We start from the raw sequence: 17,693 nt of genomic DNA, 5'->3' as shown, positions 1-17,693 counted from the left end.
AGAGATAGGAGTGGCCCATGAGGTCACGCAACGCCATCGCCCTGGCAGCGGCGCTCGGCGGGCTCGCAGTCGGCACCGCCGTCGTCGCCCTGCCCGACTCCGCCGAGGCCCACGGAGCGTTCACCTACCCGGCCAGCCGCACCTACGCCTGCTTCCAGGACGCCACCGGCGGCACCGGCGGCGGCGCGCTCCGGCCCACCAACGAGGCCTGCGCCGACGCCCTGGCCGAGGGCGGCGACTACCCGTTCTGGAACTGGTTCGGCAACCTCATCAGCGACGCCGACGGCCGCCACCAGGAGGTCGTGGCCGACGGCGAGCTGTGCGGCCCCACCGACGGGTTCGCGGCCTTCAACGCGGCCCGCACCGACTGGCCCACCACGGCCCTGGAGCCGAACACCACCGTGGAGTTCCGGCACAACGCCTGGGCCCCGCACCCCGGGGTCTTCCGCACCTACGTCACCGAGGACGGCTTCGACCCCGAGCAGGCGCTGAACTGGGACGACCTGGAACTCGTCGACGAGGTGACGGACCCGCCGCTGCGCAGCGGCGGCGACGCCGGAGCCGAGTACTACTGGGACGTGGACCTGCCGGACAGGGAGGGGCGCCACATCGTCTACGTGGTGTGGGAGCGCTCCGACAGCCCCGAGGCGTTCTACAACTGCTCCGACGTGGTCTTCGGCGAGGACCCGGGCACCGGCCCCGGGCCGGACCCGGACCCCTCCCCGGACCCGGACCCCTCCCCGGACCCCACGGAGGAGCCGACGCCCGGCCCCACCGACCCGCCCGGTGACCACTGCACGGCCGAGTACACCGTCACCAACCAGTGGTCCAACGGCTTCCAGGTGGACGTCGAGGTCACCGCGGGGGAGGAGGGCGTCGACGGCTGGATGGTCGACTGGGTGTTCGCCAACCGCCAGGAGATCTCCAGCGTCTGGAACGCCGCCCTCGTCAACCACGGCGCGCACTTCGAGGCCCGCAACTCCGCCCACAACGGGCAGCTCGACCCCGGGGAGTCCACCAGCTTCGGGTTCACCGCCACCCACCCGGGCGTGAACATCGAACCCCTCGTGGCCTGCCACGAGGACTGACCGGCCCCGCCCGCGACCGCGGGCCCGGACCGCCGCGCTCCGACCCGCGCGGGGCGCCGGCGTGCGGAACGCCGAACACCGGCCGAAGCACGCCGCGCCCCGAACCGCTCCCGGGCCGGAGCGCGGACCGGCCCCTCGGGCCGGGGGCCCGGTGGCGCGACGGAGGCCCGGGCGGGGCCGCCGGCCCCGGAACCGGCTCTTCCGGGGCCGGCCGCCTCCGCGTCCGCACTCAGGGGCGGTAGGGGAGGCGGTCCACCGCCCGCACCTCGCCCAGCGTCGACCACTCGTTGCGGCCCAGCCGCGCCAACGGGCGCATCAGCTCCACGTCCGGGTGGCCGTCCGCGAGCACGTCCTCGCGCACGGCCACGCGCACGACCCTTCCGAACACCACCGTGGAGTCGCCCAGCCCCAGCGTCGAGTGCAGGGTGCACTCCAGCGCCACCGGGGATCCCGCCACCCGCGGCGGACGCACCGACACGCTCGCCTCGCGCCCGATCCCCAGGGCCTCGAACTCGTCGACCTCCGGCGGGTAGGGGGTGCCGCTGGCGTTGACCTGGTCCCACATCGCCTCCGGGGCCAGGTTCACCACGAACTCGCCGGTCTCCTCCGCGTTGCGCAGCGAGTCCTTGCGCCGCACCGACGTGAACTGCACGATCGGGGGCTCGGTGCAGGAGATCGTGAAGAACGAGTGCGGCGCCAGGTTGTCCACGCCGCCGCCGGACGTGGTGGAGACCCACGCGATGGGGCGCGGCACCACCACGGAGGTCATCAGCTGGTAGAAGGCCCGTCCGGGCAGGTCGTCTGGGGTCCATTCGGTACGCATCGGCTCCGATTATGCAGCCTCGGCCGTGTGCCCGCGCCGACGCCGGGCATACACGGCGCATGGAACTGGTCACCGCCGACGACGTCCGCGCCGCAGCCACCCGCCTCCAGGGCCACGTGGTCCGCACGCCCCTGACGGCGGGCCCCCCGGGGGCGGACTTCCTCCTCAAACCCGAGAGCCTCCAGCCCACGGGAGCCTTCAAGATCCGGGGCGCCACCAACGCCGTCGCCCTGCTCGGCCCGGGGCAGCGCCGTTCCGGCGTGGTCACGCACTCCTCCGGCAACCACGGACAGGCCCTAGCCCTCGCCGCCGCCCGGCACGGGGCGCCCTGCACCGTCGTGGTCCCCGAGGGGGCGCCCGAGGTCAAGGTCGACCGGATACGCGCCCTCGGGGCACGTGTCGTCATGGCCCCGCCCCGGGAGCGGGAGGCGGTCGCCGGGGAACTGGCCCGGAGCGAGGGGCTCGCGCTGATCCCGCCCTTCGACGACCCGGACGTCATCGCCGGGCAGGGCACCGTCGGCCTGGAGATCCTGGAGCAGTCGCCCGAGGTGACCACCGTCGTCGTCCCCGTGGGCGGGGGAGGGCTGGCCTCCGGGGTGTCCACCGCGGCCTGGACCGTCCACCCGCGCCGCGTCCGCGTCATCGGCGTCGAACCCGAGCTCGCCGCCGACGCGGCCGAGAGCCTGAGCGTGGGACACCCCGTCACCTGGCCGCCCGACCGCACCGGCCGCACCATGGCCGACGGCGTCCGCGTGGGCCTCTCCGAGCGCACGTTCGCGCACCTCGCCGCCAGGCTCGACGGGATCGTCACCGTCACCGAGGACGAGATCGCCCGCGCCGTCGGAGTGCTGGCCCACGGCGCCCGCGTCGTCGCCGAGCCGAGCGGGGCCCTGGCGGCCGCCGCCCTCCTCGCCGGCCGGATCGACACCGTCCCCGGGCGGCCCGAGGCGACCGTGGCGGTGGTGTCGGGCGGCAACGCCGACCCCGGCCTCTTCGCCCGCCTGGTGGCACAGGGCTGAGGGCGCTGCCTCCGGCCCGGCGTACGCCGCCCGGTGGACAGGCCCCGGGAGGCCGGGCACGGCCCCGTCCCTCCGCCGGCCGTCGGCGTTCGTGCGGGCGGCCCACCGCCCGGGCTGCACGGCCGCGGCCGACGGCCTGCCCGTGTCGTCGGTGACCACGGCGTCCGGCCGGGCCCGGCCCGGGACCGGCGCGCACGTCCACGCCGGGCCCGGCGGCCGGGCGCGGGGCGGCGCGGGACCGCGCGGTCACGGTCTCCGCGGGCGGGCTTCGGGCGTCCCGCGGGAGGCGCTGCGGTCAGCGGCGTTGGGCGGTTCCGCGGTCGGGGTCGCCGCCCGCGGTCGCGCCCGTCTGCGGCGCCCGGGCGGCGGGGGAGGCGGGACGGGAGCCCGGGCCGGTCGCCGGGGTGTTCCGGGCGGCTCGGTCCTCGCGGCGGCGCATGGCCATGTCGGACACGGCGGCCAGTCCCAGCGCGACGACGAGCGCGGCGACGATCAGCAGGGTCCACAGGGCGGTGCCGAAGGAGGAGGGGTCGGTCACGGATGCTCCGGGGGTTCGCGGGCGGTCTGGTCCCCTCACCGTAATAGGGGTTAACTTTCGGACCCAGTGTTAGCACGAGTGAACTGCGTCATAAACGACACCGGGCGGGCGAAGGCCCAGGACACACGGAGGGCCCGGGACGGCGCCCCGTCCCGGGCCCGGCGGCCGGCCCCGCGACGCGTCGCGGGGCCGGAACGACTACAGGATCGAACCGGGGGAGTAGGCGGCGGCCTCCGGGCGCTCCGCCACGATCCCGTCGATCCGCGCCACCACGGAGGCGACCTGGTCGGCCGCGGCCCCCGTGAAGGTGATCCGGTCCTCGAGCAGCTCCTCCAGCGCGGCACGGTCCAGCGGGAAGCGCTCGTCCGCGCCCAGCCGCTCCAGGAGCCGGTTGCCCGCGCCCTCCTGGCGCATCGCCAGGGCCGCGCCCACCGCGTGCTCCTTGATCAGCTCGTGGGCGGTCTCCCGGCCCACGCCCGCGCGCACGGCCGCCATCAGCATCTTGGTCGTGGCCAGGAACGGCAGGTACCGGTCCAGCTCGGCGGAGACCACGGCGGGGAAGGCGCCGAACTCGTCCAGCACCGTCAGCATCGTCTCGACCAGGCCGTCGAAGGCGAAGAACGCGTCCGGCAGCGCCACCCTGCGCACCACCGAGCACGACACGTCGCCCTCGTTCCACTGGTCCCCGGCCAGCTCGCCGGCCATCGACGCGTAACCGCGCAGGACCACGGTCAGCCCGTTGACCCGCTCGCACGAACGCGTGTTCATCTTGTGGGGCATGGCCGAGGAGCCGACCTGGCCCTCGGCGAACCCCTCGGTCACCAGCTCGTGCCCGGCCATCAGCCGGATCGTCTTGGCCAGCGAGGACGGGCCCGCCGCCAGCTGCACCAGCGCCGTCAGCACCTCGAAGTCCAGCGAACGGGGGTACACCTGCCCCACGCTCGTGAACCGGTGCGCGAAGCCCAGGTGCCCGGCCACCTCGTCCTCCAGGGCGGCCAGCGCCCCGCGGTCGCCGCCCAGCAGGTCCAGCATGTCCTGCGCGGTGCCCACCGGCCCCTTGATCCCGCGCAGCGGGTAGCGGGCGATCAGCTCCTCCAGCCGGCCGTGGGCGACCAGCACCTCGTCGGCGATCGACGCGAACCGCTTGCCCAGGGTCGTGGCCTGCGCCGCCACGTTGTGGGAGCGGCCCGCCATCACCGTCCCGCCGTACTCGGCCGACAGCCGACCGAGCCGGGCCAGCAGCGCCACCACGCGGTCGCGCACCAGCAGCAGGCTGTCGCGCACCTGCAGCTGCTCGACGTTCTCGGTCAGGTCGCGCGAGGTCATGCCCTTGTGCACGTGCTCGTGGCCGGCGAGGGCGTTGAACTCCTCGATCCGGGCCTTCACGTCGTGCCGGGTGACCCGCTCGCGCTCCGCGATCGAGGCCAGGTCGACCTGCTCCAGGACCTTCTCGTAGTCCTGGACGACGCCGTCGGGGACGTCCACGCCCAGACGCGACTGGGCCCGCAGCACGGCCAGCCACAGCCGCCGCTCGGAGACCACCTTGTACTCGGGGGACCACAGCCGGGCCAGCTCCGCCGAGGCGTAGCGGGCAGCCAGGACATCGGGGATCAGAGGTTTCGCGCTCACGTCGCCCCACCCTACCGTCCTGAGCTGCGCCGCCCGCCCCGGCCTCGGCCCGCCCGGAGGTCCCGGGGCGCCGGGCGGTCCCGGGGCGCCCCGGCGGGGTGGGCCCTGCCCCACCCCCGGCCCGGGGGCGGGGCCGATTCCGGCCCCCGTGCCCGCTGCCTACGGTGGGGGCATGACCACGCCCCGCACGACGAAGGCGCAGCCGAGGACACTCCTGGCCGCCCTGCTGAGCCCCCGCTTCCTCTTCACCGCCTGGCCCTGGCGCGCCCTGGCCCACTCCGCGAACACCGTGTTCGTCGGCCTGGCGGTGGCCGTGGTCGCCATGCCCGTCTACCTGCCGTGGACGCTCGTCGGGGGGATGCTCCTGAGGAGGCCGTGGGACACCCTCTCCACCGGCCCCGTGGCGGCCGGGTTGCTGGGCGGCCTGGCCATGGTCCTGGTCTTCGCGCCGCTCATCGCCCTCCCCCTGGGGGCGCTGGAGCGCCGGCGCCTCGTCTTCGTCACGCGGGGGCCCTTCCCCGGCGGCCACCGCGTGCCGGAACCCGGCCTGTGGGCCTGGGCGCGCACCCGCCTGACGGAAGGGGCGACCTGGCGGGAGATCGCCTACTCGATGCTTCTGCTCCCTGTGGCACTCCTGGTCTGCACGGTCCTGGGCACCCTGATCAGCGCGGCGGTGGTCTTCGCCACGGGACCGCTCCTCGCCGAGGAGTCCCGGGGCGGCCAGGTCGCCCTCGGCTTCGTCACGATCGACTCGTCGGCGGAGGCCGTGCCCTACATGCTCCTCGCCCCGGTCACCCTCGTCGTCCTGCTCTACGCCTCGGCGGTCCTCTCCCAGATGCACCTCGCCATCGCCCGCGCCCTGCTGGTGGGGCCGCCCAAGGACGAGCTCCGCGCCGAGCTCAGCCAGGTCACCGAGTCCCGCGCCCGGCTGGTCAACGCCTTCGAGTACGAGCGCAGGCGCATCGAGCGCGACCTGCACGACGGCGCCCAGCAGAGGCTCGTCGCCCTGTCCGTGGACCTGGGGCTGGCCCGTCTGGACCTGGAGGAGGGCGGCGAGGCCGACCGGCGCGTGGCCGCCGCCCAGGCCAACGCCGACGAGCTCATCGACGAACTGCGCGAACTGGTGCGCGGCATCCACCCCAGGGTCCTCACCGACCGCGGCCTGACCGCGGCCCTGGAGGAGCTGGCCGACCGCTGCCCCGTCCCCACGCGCGTGGAGGCCGCGGTCCCGGGCCGCCTGCCCGCCCACGTCGAGGGCACCGCCTACTTCGTGGTCGCCGAGGCGCTCACCAACGTGGCCAAGCACGCCGGGGCGATGGCGGTGGCCGTGCGCGCCTCCGTCCCGCCCGGGACGGGCGGACCGCCGGGCGCCCTGCTGGTGGAGGTCGAGGACGACGGCGGGGGCGGGGCCGAGCCCGGCCGGGGATCGGGCCTCACCGGGCTCACGGACCGGGTGGCCGTCATGGGCGGCACAATGGAGCTGTCCAGCCCCCAGGGCGGACCGACCCGAATCCGAGTGGAGCTGCCGTGCGGACCGATTCCCCCGACCCCGCTGACCTGACCCCGGTGCCGACCGTCCTCGCCGAGGACGGCGTGCTGCTCAGGGAGGGCCTGGCCGGGGTCCTGGAGCGCTTCGGCTTCCCCGTCGCCGCCGCGGTCGGGGACGGGGAGGCGCTCCTGGCCGCGGTCGCCGAGCACCGCCCCGGCCTCGTCGTCACGGACATCCGCATGCCCCCCGGCTTCACCGACGAGGGGCTGCGCGCCGCGGTCCGGCTGCGCGCCGAGCACCCCGGGCTCGCGGTGGTGGCCCTGAGCCAGTACGTGGAGCTGAGCTACGCCTCCGACCTGCTGGACTCGGGGGACGGCCGGGGCGTCGGCTACCTGCTCAAACAGCGTGTGGGGGACGTGCGCGAGTTCGCGTCCGTGCTCCGGCGCGTGGTGGACGGGGCGACCTTCGTCGACCCCGAGGTGGTCCGCCAGCTGCTGCGCCGTCGGTCCGACCCGCTGGAACGCCTCACCCCCCGGGAGCGCGAGGTGCTCGGGCTGATGGCGGAGGGGCACTCCAACGGGGCCATCGCCCGCAGGCTCGTGGTCAGCGACGCCGCCGTCGGCAAGCACGTGGGCAACATCCTGGCCAAGCTGGACCTGCCCCTGGACGAGGACGTCCACCGCCGGGTCCAGGCGGTCCTGGCCTACCTGCGGGGGCGCTCCGCCTGAACGGCGGGCGGGCCGGGCCCCGCGAACGGTTCGGCCGGTCCGGCGGGCCCCCGCCTCCGGAGCGCCGCGCACCCGCCCCACCGGCCGGTGCGGCGTCCGAGGGGGGCCGAGGGCGGAGCCCGGACCCCGGACGTATCGTGGGACCACTGCCCGCCCAAGGCGCGATCCCCCCGCGCAGCCCGGAGGAGAACGGATGCAGCCCACCGCCGCCGCCCCGGAGAGCGTCACCTGGAAGATCCACCTGGACCGGTCGATGTGGGTGGCGGGCGTGCGCGCCCTCATGCTCCAGGCGCTCCACCCCGTGGCCATGCAGGGGGTGTGGCAGCGCTCGGACTTCCGCTCCGACCCGACCGGGCGCCTGCTCCGCACCGCCCACTTCGTGGCCGTCACCACCTACGGCAGCCCCACCGAGGCCGAGGCCCTCGGTGAGCACATCCGCCGCGTGCACCGCGCGCTGTCCTTCACCGACCCGGCCACCGGACGCCTGCACCGAGTGGACCAGCGCGACCTGCTCGTGTGGGTGCACTGCGCGGAGGTCTCCTCCTACCTGGAGACCGCCCACCGCGCCGGAGTGCCGCTGACGGCGGAGGAGGCGGACCGGTACGTGGACGAGCAGTCGCGCACCGCCGCCTACGTCGGCCTCTCCCGCGACGACGTGCCCCGCGACCTCGCCGGGATGCGCCGCTACCTCGCCGCGGTCCGGCCCTCCCTGCGCGCCACCCCCGAGGCCCGGCAGGCGGTGCGGTTCCTGCTGTGGCCCAAGGTGCCCGAACGCCTGGCGTGGCTGACCCCGCTCAAACCCCTGTGGTTCCCCGTCGGCGCGCTGTCCTACGCCACCCTGCCCGCGTGGGCGCGCCGCGCCTACGGGATGCTGCCGGACCCGCCGGGGGGCGGCGCCCTCGCCACCACCGCCCTGCGGGGGCTGAGGGCCGGGCTGGAGCTGGTGCCGGAGCGGTACTACAACCTCGTCTTCGACGAGGCCACCGTGCGCAGCGCCGACGAGGCGAGGAAGCGCCTGCTGGCCGCGGGGTACGAGGTCGAGAACGGGTTCCGGGCGCTGCGCGCCCACACGCGCTTCCGGGCGCCGGCCGTGCCGGCGCCCCGCGACCCCGCCGAGGTCTGAGGCCCGCTCGCCGGAGCGGGGCTCCGGAGGCGGGCCCGCTCGCGGGCGGGCCGCCGTCCGGCACGGCGTGGAGCCGGTCACGGCCGGGTCCGCCCCGCCCCGTCCCGCGGGCCGGGGCGCGTCGTGGTCCGGCCCACGCCTGAGGAGGTACGGCCTCCGGCGGGGGACTTCGCGCGCAGAGGAGGGGACGGCCCGTGGGCGGCCCCGCCCGGGACCCGAGGGGCTTCCCAACCGTCTGCGGGCCGTGCCCCTACCTGTCCAGGACCCGGCGGAGCGCGGCGAGCACCACCTCGGCGCGGTCCAACCGGGCGTTGTGGCCCATGAGGCCGATCCGCCACACGGACGCCGCGTAGCGGCCCACGCCCGCGCCGATCTCCAGGCCGTACTCGTCGAGCAGGCGCATCCGGACCTTGGCCGAGTCCACTCCCTCGGGGACGCGCACCGACGTGAGCTGCGCCAGCCTGTGCCCCTCGGCGGCGAACAGCTCGAGCCCCATGTCCACCAGGCCCTCGCGCAGGCGGGCCCCGGCCGCGCGGTGGCGCTCGGCCACCGCTTCCGGGCCCTCGGCCTCGATGCGTGCGAGCGCGGCGTCCAGGGACGCGATCATCGCCGTCGGCGCGGTGTGGTGGTAGGCGCGTCCGCCGGGGCCGCCGCGCACATAGGCGCCCAGGAGCCCCAGGTCGGCGTACCACACGGGCGGGGTCGCGACCCTGCGCTCCCAGGCGCGCTCGGAGAAGGTGAACGGGGCCAGCCCCGGTGCGACGCCCAGGCACTTCTGGGTGCCGGAGTAGGCGATGTCGACCTTCCACGCGTCCAGCTCCAGGGGCATGCCGCCCAGGGAGGTCACGCAGTCGGCGAGCAGGAGGGTGTCGTCGGAGCGCTCGCGCAGGGCGCGGCCCAGGGCGCCGACGTCGCTGACCACGCCGGTCGAGGTCTCGGCGTGCACCACGGCGACCAGCCTCGGGGAGGGGTGGGCGTCCAGCACGCGCCGGACGTCCACGGGCTGTCCCCACTCGTGGTCGACCCGTACGACGTCGGCTCCGTAGCGGCGGGCGACCTCGCACATGCGCTCGCCGAAGAGGCCGTTGACCGCGACGACCACCACGTCGCCCGCGGAGACCGTGTTGGCGAAGGCGGTCTCCATGCCGAGGGAGCCGGTTCCCGACAGGGGCAGCGTCAACGGGTTCCCGGTGCCCCACAGGGACCGGAGCCGGTCGCAGGTGCGTTCGAGCACGGCGATGAACTCGGGGTCGAGGTGACCGAGGAGGGGCGCGGCGAGCCCCAGGGTCGCCTCCGGATAGGGGTTGCTCGGGCCGGGGCCGAGCAGGATGCGGTCCGTCAGTGGCATGCGCACACCCTAGCGGGGCGTGCGCGCCGGACGCGTGACGGGGAGCGGGGGGAGGTCCGCCCCGCGGCGGCGGTGCGGACGGCGGGGCCGCGGCCCCGGGCGGCTCCCCCGGGGCCCGCGCCGCGGGCCGCGGGCGCGGGTAGCGTGGATGCCAGCGCAGGTGAGGGGGTTCCCGATGAGACGCAGGGTGCGGCAGTACGGGATCCTCATGGGCGTCTGCCTCGTCCTCTTCGCCGGTTCGCTGCCCGTCTACTACGTGTTCGGCACGGGGTGGGCGGTGGCCATGTGCGCGGTGGCGTCGCTCCTCCCGCCGGTCGCGGCCACCCTGGGCAACCTCGCCGACCCGGCCGACCCGCAGGACCGCGGCGCCCGTTTCGGGCCCAACGCCGACCCGGGCGGCGGGCGCGGTGACGGCCCCGACGGCGGGGACCCCGGCGACGGGGACGGTCCCGGCCGCGCCCCGGGCCCTCCGTAGCCCCGCGGCCCCGGGCCGGCCGACCCCCGTCGGCGGGAGCGGCGGTCCCGCACGTAGTATTCCGGCGGGGTCGGGCACCGTGCGCCCGGACGGCCGCCGCGACTCCCGGACGACAGGGGAGGGGAAGCGGTGACGCACACCAGCACCGAGGACGCCGGGGCGGGCGGCAGCACCGGAGGGGTGCGCATGCTGCGGGTGCTCCACGACGACCCCCGGGTGGCGGGGCTGCTCGCGGGCCTGCTGGAGGAGTACACCGAACGCTACGGCGCCGAGGGCGCCGCGAACGAGCTCGCCCGGTACCCGGTGTCCGAGTTCGTCGCCCCCCACGGCCGCATCGTCCTGGCCGAGTCGGACGGGGAGATCGTCGCCGGGGGCGCGATCCGCCCCTACAAGAAGGACCGCGCGTCCATGGCCGACACCGCCGAGTTCAAGCGGATCTGGACCTCGGGCCGCCACCGCCGCCGCGGGCTCGGGAGGAGGGTGATGGCCGCCCTGGAGGAGGCCGCCCGCGACCTCGGCTACACCAGGGTCCTGCTCTTCACCGGCCCCTCCCAGCCCGAGGCCGTCGCCCTGTACGAGGGCATCGGCTACCGGTGGGTCGACCCGGCCGGGTTCGACGACCTGCCGTACCCCTCCGCGATCCCCTTCGCGCACGAGCTGTGAGCCCGGCCCCTCCGCCACACGGGCAGCCCGACCTGCGGCGATCCGGCTCCGCAGGGCCGGATCCGGGCGCAGCGGGCGCCCCGCGGGCGTTATGGGGGCCGCTATGCCCGTCGGCCGGTCGCCCGTACGGTACCCCCCGTACGATGGGCGGCAACGGCCGTCACCAGCGGTCACCGAGGGCCGTCACCCGCGGCCCCTACGACGGATCCGACAGGAGAGTCACGACGTGAGCGAGCAGCAGCGCCCCGGAGCCCAGACGGACGCACCCGTGTTCAGTCCACGCAAGAACGGGCAGGCGCAGTCGGTCTCCGACGAGCTCGCCGCGTGGATGAGCACCGGGTGGGCCGACACCGAGCTGCGGGACCTGAAGCCGGTCGAGCAGGCCGGGCACACCGCCCGCCGCCGCGCGGCCCTCAGCGCCGCCTTCCCCGGCGAGCGCCTCGTCGTCCCGGCCGGGCAGCTGCTCACCCGCTCCAACGACACCGAGTACCCGTTCCGGGCCGCCACCGCCTACGCGTACCTCACCGGGGACACCTCCGACGGCGGCTGCCTGGTGTTCTCCCCGGACTCCGACGGCGGCCACGACGTGGTCCTGTACCTCAAGCCCCGCTCCAACCGCGAGAACGGCGAGTTCTGGCTGGGCGGCTACGGCGAGCTGTGGACCGGCCGCCGCCACAGCCTGGACGAGGCCGCCGCCCTGCTCGGCGTGCCCACCGCCGACGTGACCGGCCTGACCGGGGACCTGCGCTCCGACGCGGTGACCACCCGGATCGTGCGCGGCCACGACGCCGCCCTCGACGCCCTGGTGGACGGGCTGCGCGCCGACGCCGACGAGGACTCCCGCGCCGGGTCCGCCCGGCTCGACGAGGAACTGGCCGTGACGCTGGACGACCACCGCCTGGTCAAGGACGAGTGGGAGGTCGCCCAGCTCCAGCTGGCGGTGGACGCCACCGTCCGCGGCTTCGAGGACGTCGTCCGGGCGCTGCCGCAGGCCAAGGACACCTCCGAGCGGTTCGTCGAGGGCACGTTCTTCCTGCGCGCCCGGGTCGAGGGCAACGACGTCGGCTACGGCACCATCGCCGCCTCCGGCGCCAACGCCACCACCCTGCACTGGACCCGCAACGACGGGCCGGTGCGCGAGGGCGACCTGCTGCTCCTGGACGCGGGCGTGGAGACCACCACCCTGTACACGGCCGACGTCACCCGCACGATGCCGGTGTCGGGCACCTTCACCGACCTCCAGCGCAAGGTGTACGACCTGGTCTTCGCCGCGCAGGAGGCGGGGATCGCCGCCGTCGCCCCGGGACGGCCGTTCACGGCCTTCCACGAGGCGTCCCAGCGCGTGCTCGCCGAGGGCCTGGTCGAGTGGGGCCTGCTGGAGGGGCCGGTCGAGAGGGTCCTGGAACTGGGCCTCCAGCGCCGGTACACGCTGCACGGCACCGGCCACATGCTCGGCATGGACGTGCACGACTGCGCGGTGTCCCGCCAGGAGGTGCACCTGTACGGCGACCTCGAGCCGGGCATGGTGCTCACCGTCGAGCCCGGCCTGTACTTCCAGCCCGACGACCTGACCGTCCCCGAGGAGCTGCGCGGCATCGGCGTGCGCATCGAGGACGACGTGCTGGTCACCGAGGAGGGCCGCACCGTGATGTCGGCCGGCCTGCCCCGCTCCTCCGCCGACGTCGAGGCCTGGCTGGCCGAGCGCCTGCCGCGCTGACCCCGCCGAGCCGCACGCGCACGGGCCGCCTCCCCTTCCGGGAGGCGGCCCGTCGCCGTCGGGGCCCCGCGACGGTACGCGGCGGTGAACCCCTGACCGGGACGGGGACGCCGAGCCGCGTGCGGGACGCCCGCCGCCGAACCCCCGGGTTTGCCCAAGGACGGGTGATGCTTCGCACCCCGGGGTTTGCGTCACCGTGTGAACGGTGAGCAGGGGGAGAAGGACAGGACACACCGAGCAAGAGGAGGTTCTCCTCTCATGGGAGACGACAACCAGGGCCCCACGCTGCGGATCTTCGCCTCGCCGGGGCGCTACGTCCAGGGGCGCGGCGCCCTGGCCCGGTTGGGCGAGCTGGTCGCCGACCACGGGTCGCGTCCGCTCGTCCTGGCCGACGACGTCGTCCGCGGCCTGACCGAACAGGTCGTCACCGACTCCTTCCGTGAGGCGGGCCTGCCCCTCGTCTTCGAGCGGTTCGGGGGCGTTCCGACCCGGGCGGAGGCCGCGCGCGTCGCCGCGGTGATCGGGGACGGCGGCCACGACGTCGTCATCGGCCTCGGCGGGGGGACGGCGATCGACACCGCCAAGGCCGCGGGCGACGACTCGGGGGTCCCGTGGGTGAGCGCGGCGACGGTCGCGTCGACGGACGCCCCCACGTCGGCGCTGTCCGTCGTCTACACCGAGTCCGGCGCGTTCGAGTCGTACCGCTTCTACGACCGCAACCCGGCCCTGGTCGTGGTGGACACGCAGCTGGTCGCCGAGGCGCCCACCCGGTTCCTCGCCGCGGGGGTCGGCGACGCGCTCGCCACCTGGATCGAGGCGCGGGCCGTGCGCGACGCGCACAGCCACAACATGGTGGGCGGCCTCCCGACCCGCTCGGGGACCACGCTCGCGCGCCTGTCCTGGGACATCCTGTGGGAGTCGGCCCTCCCCGCGCTGGAGGCGGTCGACCGGAACCTGGTGACCCCCGCCGTCGAGGCGGTGGTGGAGGCCAACACCCTCCTGTCCGGCCTCGGCTTCGAGTCCGGCGGACTGGCCGCCGCGCACGCGGTCCACGACGGACTGACCGCGGTGGAGCAGACGCACCACCTGGCGCACGGGGAGAAGGTCAACATCGGCTCCCTCACGCAGCTGCTCCTGGAGGGCGCCCCGACCTCGGAGGTGGACGCGTTCGCGGAGTTCACGGCCCGTGTCGGCCTGCCCACCACGCTCACCGAGGCGGGGCTGGGCGACGCCGACGACGCCACGCTCGACCGGGTGGTGGCCGCGGCGACCGCGCCGGAGGAGACCATCCACAACCTGCCCTTCGCCTTCACCCCCAGGGACGTGCGCGACGCGCTGCGCGCCGTCGAGGGGGTCGGCCGCCGCGCACGCGCGCGGGCGGGCCTCGGGGAGCCGTCCGCGTCGGACCACGGCTGACCGCCGCCCCGCCGGCCCCCGCGACCGAGCGGGCAGGGGGCCGCGCCCGGAGGCCCGCCTCAGGAGACCGGTCCGGCGAGCTCCGCCAGTTCGGCCTCCAGGAGCGGTCCCAGGAACGCCCTGGTGCGGGCCGCGTCCGCGGGGGCGCGACCGCGCGGGGTGGGCTCGACGAACATGATCAGGTACAGGTACGCCCGGTAGAGGGCGAGCCGGCGGAGCAGGCCGGGGGAGAAGTCGAGGACGCCGCCCGCCTCGCGGTACCCCGCGAGGAAGCCGGCGTCGTCCCGGATGTCGCCGAACAGGGCCGAGGAGACCAGGTCCGCCGCGGGGTCGCCCCAGAACGCCCGCTCGGCGTCGATGATCCCGGTGAGGCGCGGTTCGCGGCCGGGGCCCCCGTCCGCGCCGGGCCGCGACGCCAGGACGTTGCCGTCCCACAGGTCGAAGTGCGTGAGGGCGGGGGCGCGGACCGGCGCGAGGTGGACGAGGTTCGCGGACACCAGCCGCACGACCTCGGCGCCGCCCCCGGGCAGGGGCACGGAGAAGCGCCGCGCGTCCGCCACGACCGCCACGACCATGGCGCGGAAGGCCTCCGGCCAGGTGTCCGCCCGCAGCCCCGCGGGCCCCGCCGGATAGCCGAAGGCGTCGCCGGTGACCGTGTGCAGGGCCGCCACGGCACGGCCCAGGTCCCGGCGGGCGGCGGAGGAGCGCACGGGCGCCTCGCCGGAACGCAGGTCCTCCAGGGTCTCCCCGGGCAGGTGGTCGAGGAACAGGTACTCCCGGCCCGGTTCTCCGGGGACCCGCCCGGAGGCCAGGACGCGCGGGACGAGCCCGCCCAGCAGCGGACGGGCCCTCGCGTAGACCAGGGCCTCCGTGGCCAGGAGGCCCTGCTCATAGGTCATGCGGGGGCGGTCGGCGGGCGGCGCGACCTTGAGTACCGACCTCCGGCCGTCGCGCAGGACCACGGAGCGGACCGTGTTGTAGGTGCCGCCGGACAGGGCGGTGTGCCCGCGCACCCGCGCCCCGCGCCCGAAGGCGGAGCCGGCGAGGGCGTCGAGCGCGGGGTCCGCGGGGAAGGGGCGGTCGGCTGCGGGGGGCTGCACGGACATGGGCCCAACCTAGCCGTACCGGCCGCGGAGGCCGGTGACGACCACTCCGCCCGACACACGGCACGAGGGCCTCCGGCACCGGTGCGGACCGCGACATCCGCACCGGCGCACCGGAAGGCCCTCGACGCCCCCCGCCACCCACGCCCCCTCGCACCCGCCGGACGGCCGCGGTCGTCCGAGGGGCGCTGGGCGGCCGCGACGCCCCCGCGTCCTGCCGGCACCGGTTCCGGTCGGCCCGCCGACACCGCCCGTCCCGGCCCGGAAGTCCACGCCTGCCGGTCCGTTCCGCCCCGCGTGCGTCCCCGGCCCGGCCGGGAAGCCGCCGTGGCGGGCGCCCCCGGAACGGCCGCGTGCTCCGAGGACGGGAGTTCCGTTCCGGACGTGCCGGGGCCGGGCGGCCCCCGAGGCGTTCCCGGGACACGGGTGCGTTATCTCACGGGCGCCCCGGAGCCCCCGCACAGGCGTCATCGCGGCCGGACGTGGCCTCCCTCACGGGAGAAGCACGCCCCGTCCCTGGTTGACTGGTCCGCACTGCTCGGGCCGGAGGCGTGCCGGGGGGCCGTAACGCACCGCCGCCCCACCCCTCCGCTCCGTCCACAGTCCGCGTACGTCGCCGAAGCGGCCCGGGACGACCGTCTCCGGGCGGCCCCGCGCCGCCCGACGGCGTCCGGCTCCGCGTTTCGCCGGACGGCGCGCCCCGCAGCGGGCGCCGTCCGACCGGCCTGCCGCCGACCGGGGCGGACCCTTCCACGCCGACCGTCGACAATGCCGGCCGGCAGTTTCCCACCGAGGAGCATCCCCTTCTCCATGTTCTCCACCCTGCGCACACGTGTGTCCGCGTCAGGAAACCGTCCCGACCTCTGGGTCATGGGCGTCACCTGCGTGCTCCTGATCGCCTTCGTGGTGACGGCCCTGGCCTCACCCGGGGCGGTCGGCGCCGCCGTCGACGCCGCCTTCGCCTGGTCCGCGCAATGGTTCGGCGCGTACTGGCAGGTCCTGCTCCTCGCCATGCTCGCCGTCGCCGCCGTCCTCGCGTTCTCCCGCTACGGCAGGGTCCGCATGGGCGGCATGCCCGCACCCGAGTTCGGCATGTTCCGGTGGGTCGCGATGGTCATGACCACCCTGCTCGCCGCGGGCGGGGTGTTCTGGGCCGCGGCCGAGCCCATCGCCCACTACACCGCCGCGCCGCCGGCGTACGCCGACCAGGCCGGAGGCATGGAGGGGGCCGCGGTCGCGCTGGCCCAGAGCTTCGTGCACTGGGGCTTCCCCGCCTGGGCCATCGGGGGGTCCCTGGCCACCCTGGTCATGATGCGGGGTGTCGAGAAGGGCATGCCGCTGCGCCCCCGGACACTGCTGTGGCCGGTCATGGGCGAGCGCGTGCGCACCCACTGGATCGGCGCGGTCGTCGACATCAGCTGCGTGGTCGCGGTCGTCGCCGGGACCGTCGGACCGATCGGCTTCCTCGGGCTCCAGGTGTCCTACATCGGGGGCCAGCTGTTCGGGCTGCCCGACGGGTACGGCACCCAGGCCGCCATCATCGCGGGGCTGACCGTCGTGGGCGCCGTGTCGGCGGCGAGCGGCCTCAACCGGGGCATCCAGCTGCTGAGCAAGGCCAACGTCTGGGCGGCCCTCGCGCTGATCCTGGCCATCGTCGGACTCGGCTCCGTGCCCTTCGTCGTCGACCTCTACCTCCAGGCGATGTCGGTCCACGTCCGCGAGTTCGTGCCGATGGCGCTCTTCCGGGGCGACCAGGAGTGGCTGGGCTACTGGACCGTCTTCTTCTTCGGCTGGTTCCTGGGCTACGGGCCGATGATGGCGATCTTCATCGCCCGCATCTCCCGGGGCCGCACCGTGCGCCAGATCTTCGTGGGGGCCACGGTCGCCCCGGCCGTGGTGACCACTGTCTGGTTCACCGCGCTGGGCGGCACCGGCATCTTCCTGGAGCAGCAGAACCCCGGAGCCGTCTCCGGCGCCTACGAGGCGGACGGGCTCCCCGCCGCCGCCCTGGCCATCGTCGAGGCGCTGCCGATGAGCGCGTTCCTGGGGGTGCTCATGGTGGTGGTGACGCTGATCTTCTTCGCCTCCACCCTGGACGCGATGTCCTACGCGATCGCCTCGTCGAGCATGCACGAGGGCACGCCGCCCGGGTACTTCCGGGCGTTCTGGTGCTTCGGCATGGGCGCCGCCGCCATCGCGCTCCTCCTGGTCGGGGACGGCGGCGTGCAGGCACTCCAGTCCTTCATCGTGGTCACCGCGGTCCCGGTGGGGCTGATCATGCTCCCGACGCTGTGGACGACCCCGCGCCTGCTCCGGACCATGGCCGTCGAACAGGGGATCGTCGCCGACCCCGCCTCCCCGGTCGCGCCGGACGGGGGAGCGCGGGCGGACACGGGGGACGGCGCCCCCTCGGCGGAGGGCGACCGGGTCGCGGCGGGCGGCGCCCGGTAGCCGCGGCGTCGTCCACGGCGCGGGCGGGTACACCCGTCAGGGACCCCGCCCGCGCCGTGTGCGGGCTCCGTGCGGGCCTTCCG

Annotated in this window: 15 protein-coding genes; 10 read left to right on the top strand and 5 right to left on the bottom strand. The window is 75.7% G+C overall.

What is annotated here, in order from left to right:
• Positions 1 to 17 precede the first annotated feature (17 nt).
• Entirely contained in the window at positions 18 to 1,088 is a 1,071-nt protein-coding gene (locus ACQPYD_RS17010) for a lytic polysaccharide monooxygenase auxiliary activity family 9 protein (RefSeq protein ID WP_433696578.1), read from the top strand.
• A 229-nt stretch (positions 1,089 to 1,317) separates the two neighbouring features.
• Here ACQPYD_RS17010 and ACQPYD_RS17005 read toward each other — a convergent pair whose 3' ends face one another.
• Positions 1,318 to 1,911, bottom strand: coding sequence for a flavin reductase family protein (locus ACQPYD_RS17005; protein WP_433696577.1), 594 nt, complete (start codon positions 1,909 to 1,911; stop codon positions 1,318 to 1,320).
• A 59-nt stretch (positions 1,912 to 1,970) separates the two neighbouring features.
• Here ACQPYD_RS17005 and ACQPYD_RS17000 point away from each other — a divergent pair, with 59 nt between their 5' ends.
• A complete protein-coding gene (locus tag ACQPYD_RS17000) occupies positions 1,971 to 2,930 on the top strand; it encodes a threonine ammonia-lyase (protein ID WP_433696576.1) in 960 nt (319 codons plus the stop codon).
• A gap of 295 nt (positions 2,931 to 3,225) precedes the next feature.
• On the opposite strand, the gene ACQPYD_RS16995 is transcribed toward ACQPYD_RS17000, so the two are convergent.
• Both ACQPYD_RS16995 and purB read right to left on the bottom strand, forming a co-directional pair.
• On the bottom strand, positions 3,226 to 3,468 hold the full coding sequence (locus ACQPYD_RS16995) for a histidine kinase (protein ID WP_433696575.1): 243 nt from the start codon (positions 3,466 to 3,468) through the stop codon (positions 3,226 to 3,228).
• 198 nt (positions 3,469 to 3,666) lie between these two features.
• Positions 3,667 to 5,097 carry an adenylosuccinate lyase gene (gene purB / locus ACQPYD_RS16990; RefSeq protein ID WP_344176005.1) on the bottom strand — a complete coding sequence of 477 codons (1,431 nt, stop codon included), beginning with the start codon at positions 5,095 to 5,097 and terminating at the stop codon, positions 3,667 to 3,669.
• A gap of 172 nt (positions 5,098 to 5,269) precedes the next feature.
• On the opposite strand from purB, the gene ACQPYD_RS16985 reads away from it, so the two are divergent.
• From ACQPYD_RS16985 to ACQPYD_RS16975, 3 genes are all read left to right on the top strand, one after another.
• Positions 5,270 to 6,658, top strand: a complete 1,389-nt coding sequence (locus ACQPYD_RS16985) for a sensor histidine kinase (RefSeq protein ID WP_433696574.1) — start codon at positions 5,270 to 5,272, stop codon at positions 6,656 to 6,658.
• Positions 6,625 to 7,314, top strand: coding sequence for a response regulator transcription factor (locus tag ACQPYD_RS16980; RefSeq protein WP_330159274.1), 690 nt, complete (start codon positions 6,625 to 6,627; stop codon positions 7,312 to 7,314). The genes ACQPYD_RS16985 and ACQPYD_RS16980 overlap by 34 nt, the downstream gene beginning before the upstream one ends.
• 193 nt (positions 7,315 to 7,507) lie before the next feature.
• On the top strand, positions 7,508 to 8,437 hold the full coding sequence (locus ACQPYD_RS16975) for an oxygenase MpaB family protein (protein WP_433696573.1): 930 nt from the start codon (positions 7,508 to 7,510) through the stop codon (positions 8,435 to 8,437).
• Between the two features lie 250 nt (positions 8,438 to 8,687).
• Here ACQPYD_RS16975 and ACQPYD_RS16970 read toward each other — a convergent pair whose 3' ends face one another.
• Positions 8,688 to 9,785, bottom strand: coding sequence for a pyridoxal-phosphate-dependent aminotransferase family protein (locus tag ACQPYD_RS16970; RefSeq protein ID WP_433696572.1), 1,098 nt, complete (start codon positions 9,783 to 9,785; stop codon positions 8,688 to 8,690).
• 175 nt (positions 9,786 to 9,960) lie between these two features.
• On the opposite strand from ACQPYD_RS16970, the gene ACQPYD_RS16965 reads away from it, so the two are divergent.
• From ACQPYD_RS16965 to ACQPYD_RS16950, 4 genes are all read left to right on the top strand, one after another.
• On the top strand, positions 9,961 to 10,260 hold the full coding sequence (locus tag ACQPYD_RS16965) for a DUF3099 domain-containing protein (RefSeq protein WP_433696571.1): 300 nt from the start codon (positions 9,961 to 9,963) through the stop codon (positions 10,258 to 10,260).
• 129 nt (positions 10,261 to 10,389) lie between these two features.
• Positions 10,390 to 10,923 (top strand): GNAT family N-acetyltransferase, encoded by a 534-nt coding sequence (locus ACQPYD_RS16960; protein WP_433696570.1) that lies wholly within the window; start codon positions 10,390 to 10,392, stop codon positions 10,921 to 10,923.
• A gap of 226 nt (positions 10,924 to 11,149) precedes the next feature.
• A complete protein-coding gene (locus ACQPYD_RS16955; protein ID WP_433696569.1) occupies positions 11,150 to 12,640 on the top strand; it encodes an aminopeptidase P family protein in 1,491 nt (496 codons plus the stop codon).
• Positions 12,641 to 12,898: 258 nt separating this feature from the next.
• Entirely contained in the window at positions 12,899 to 14,056 is a 1,158-nt protein-coding gene (locus ACQPYD_RS16950) for a glycerol dehydrogenase (RefSeq protein ID WP_433696568.1), read from the top strand.
• Between the two features lie 59 nt (positions 14,057 to 14,115).
• On the opposite strand, the gene ACQPYD_RS16945 is transcribed toward ACQPYD_RS16950, so the two are convergent.
• Positions 14,116 to 15,162, bottom strand: a complete 1,047-nt coding sequence (locus tag ACQPYD_RS16945; protein ID WP_433696567.1) for a phosphotransferase family protein — start codon at positions 15,160 to 15,162, stop codon at positions 14,116 to 14,118.
• A gap of 807 nt (positions 15,163 to 15,969) precedes the next feature.
• On the opposite strand from ACQPYD_RS16945, the gene ACQPYD_RS16940 reads away from it, so the two are divergent.
• Complete coding sequence (locus ACQPYD_RS16940) at positions 15,970 to 17,610, top strand: BCCT family transporter (RefSeq protein WP_433696566.1); 1,641 nt, start codon at positions 15,970 to 15,972, stop codon at positions 17,608 to 17,610.
• The last annotated feature ends 83 nt before the right edge of the window (positions 17,611 to 17,693 follow it).

The organism is Nocardiopsis sp. CA-288880 (genome assembly GCF_050955985.1).
GTDB classification, from domain to species: domain Bacteria; phylum Actinomycetota; class Actinomycetes; order Streptosporangiales; family Streptosporangiaceae; genus Nocardiopsis; species Nocardiopsis tropica.
The sequence above is the reverse complement of the archived record's forward strand: the minus strand, read 5'-3'. Positions and strand labels throughout refer to the sequence as shown.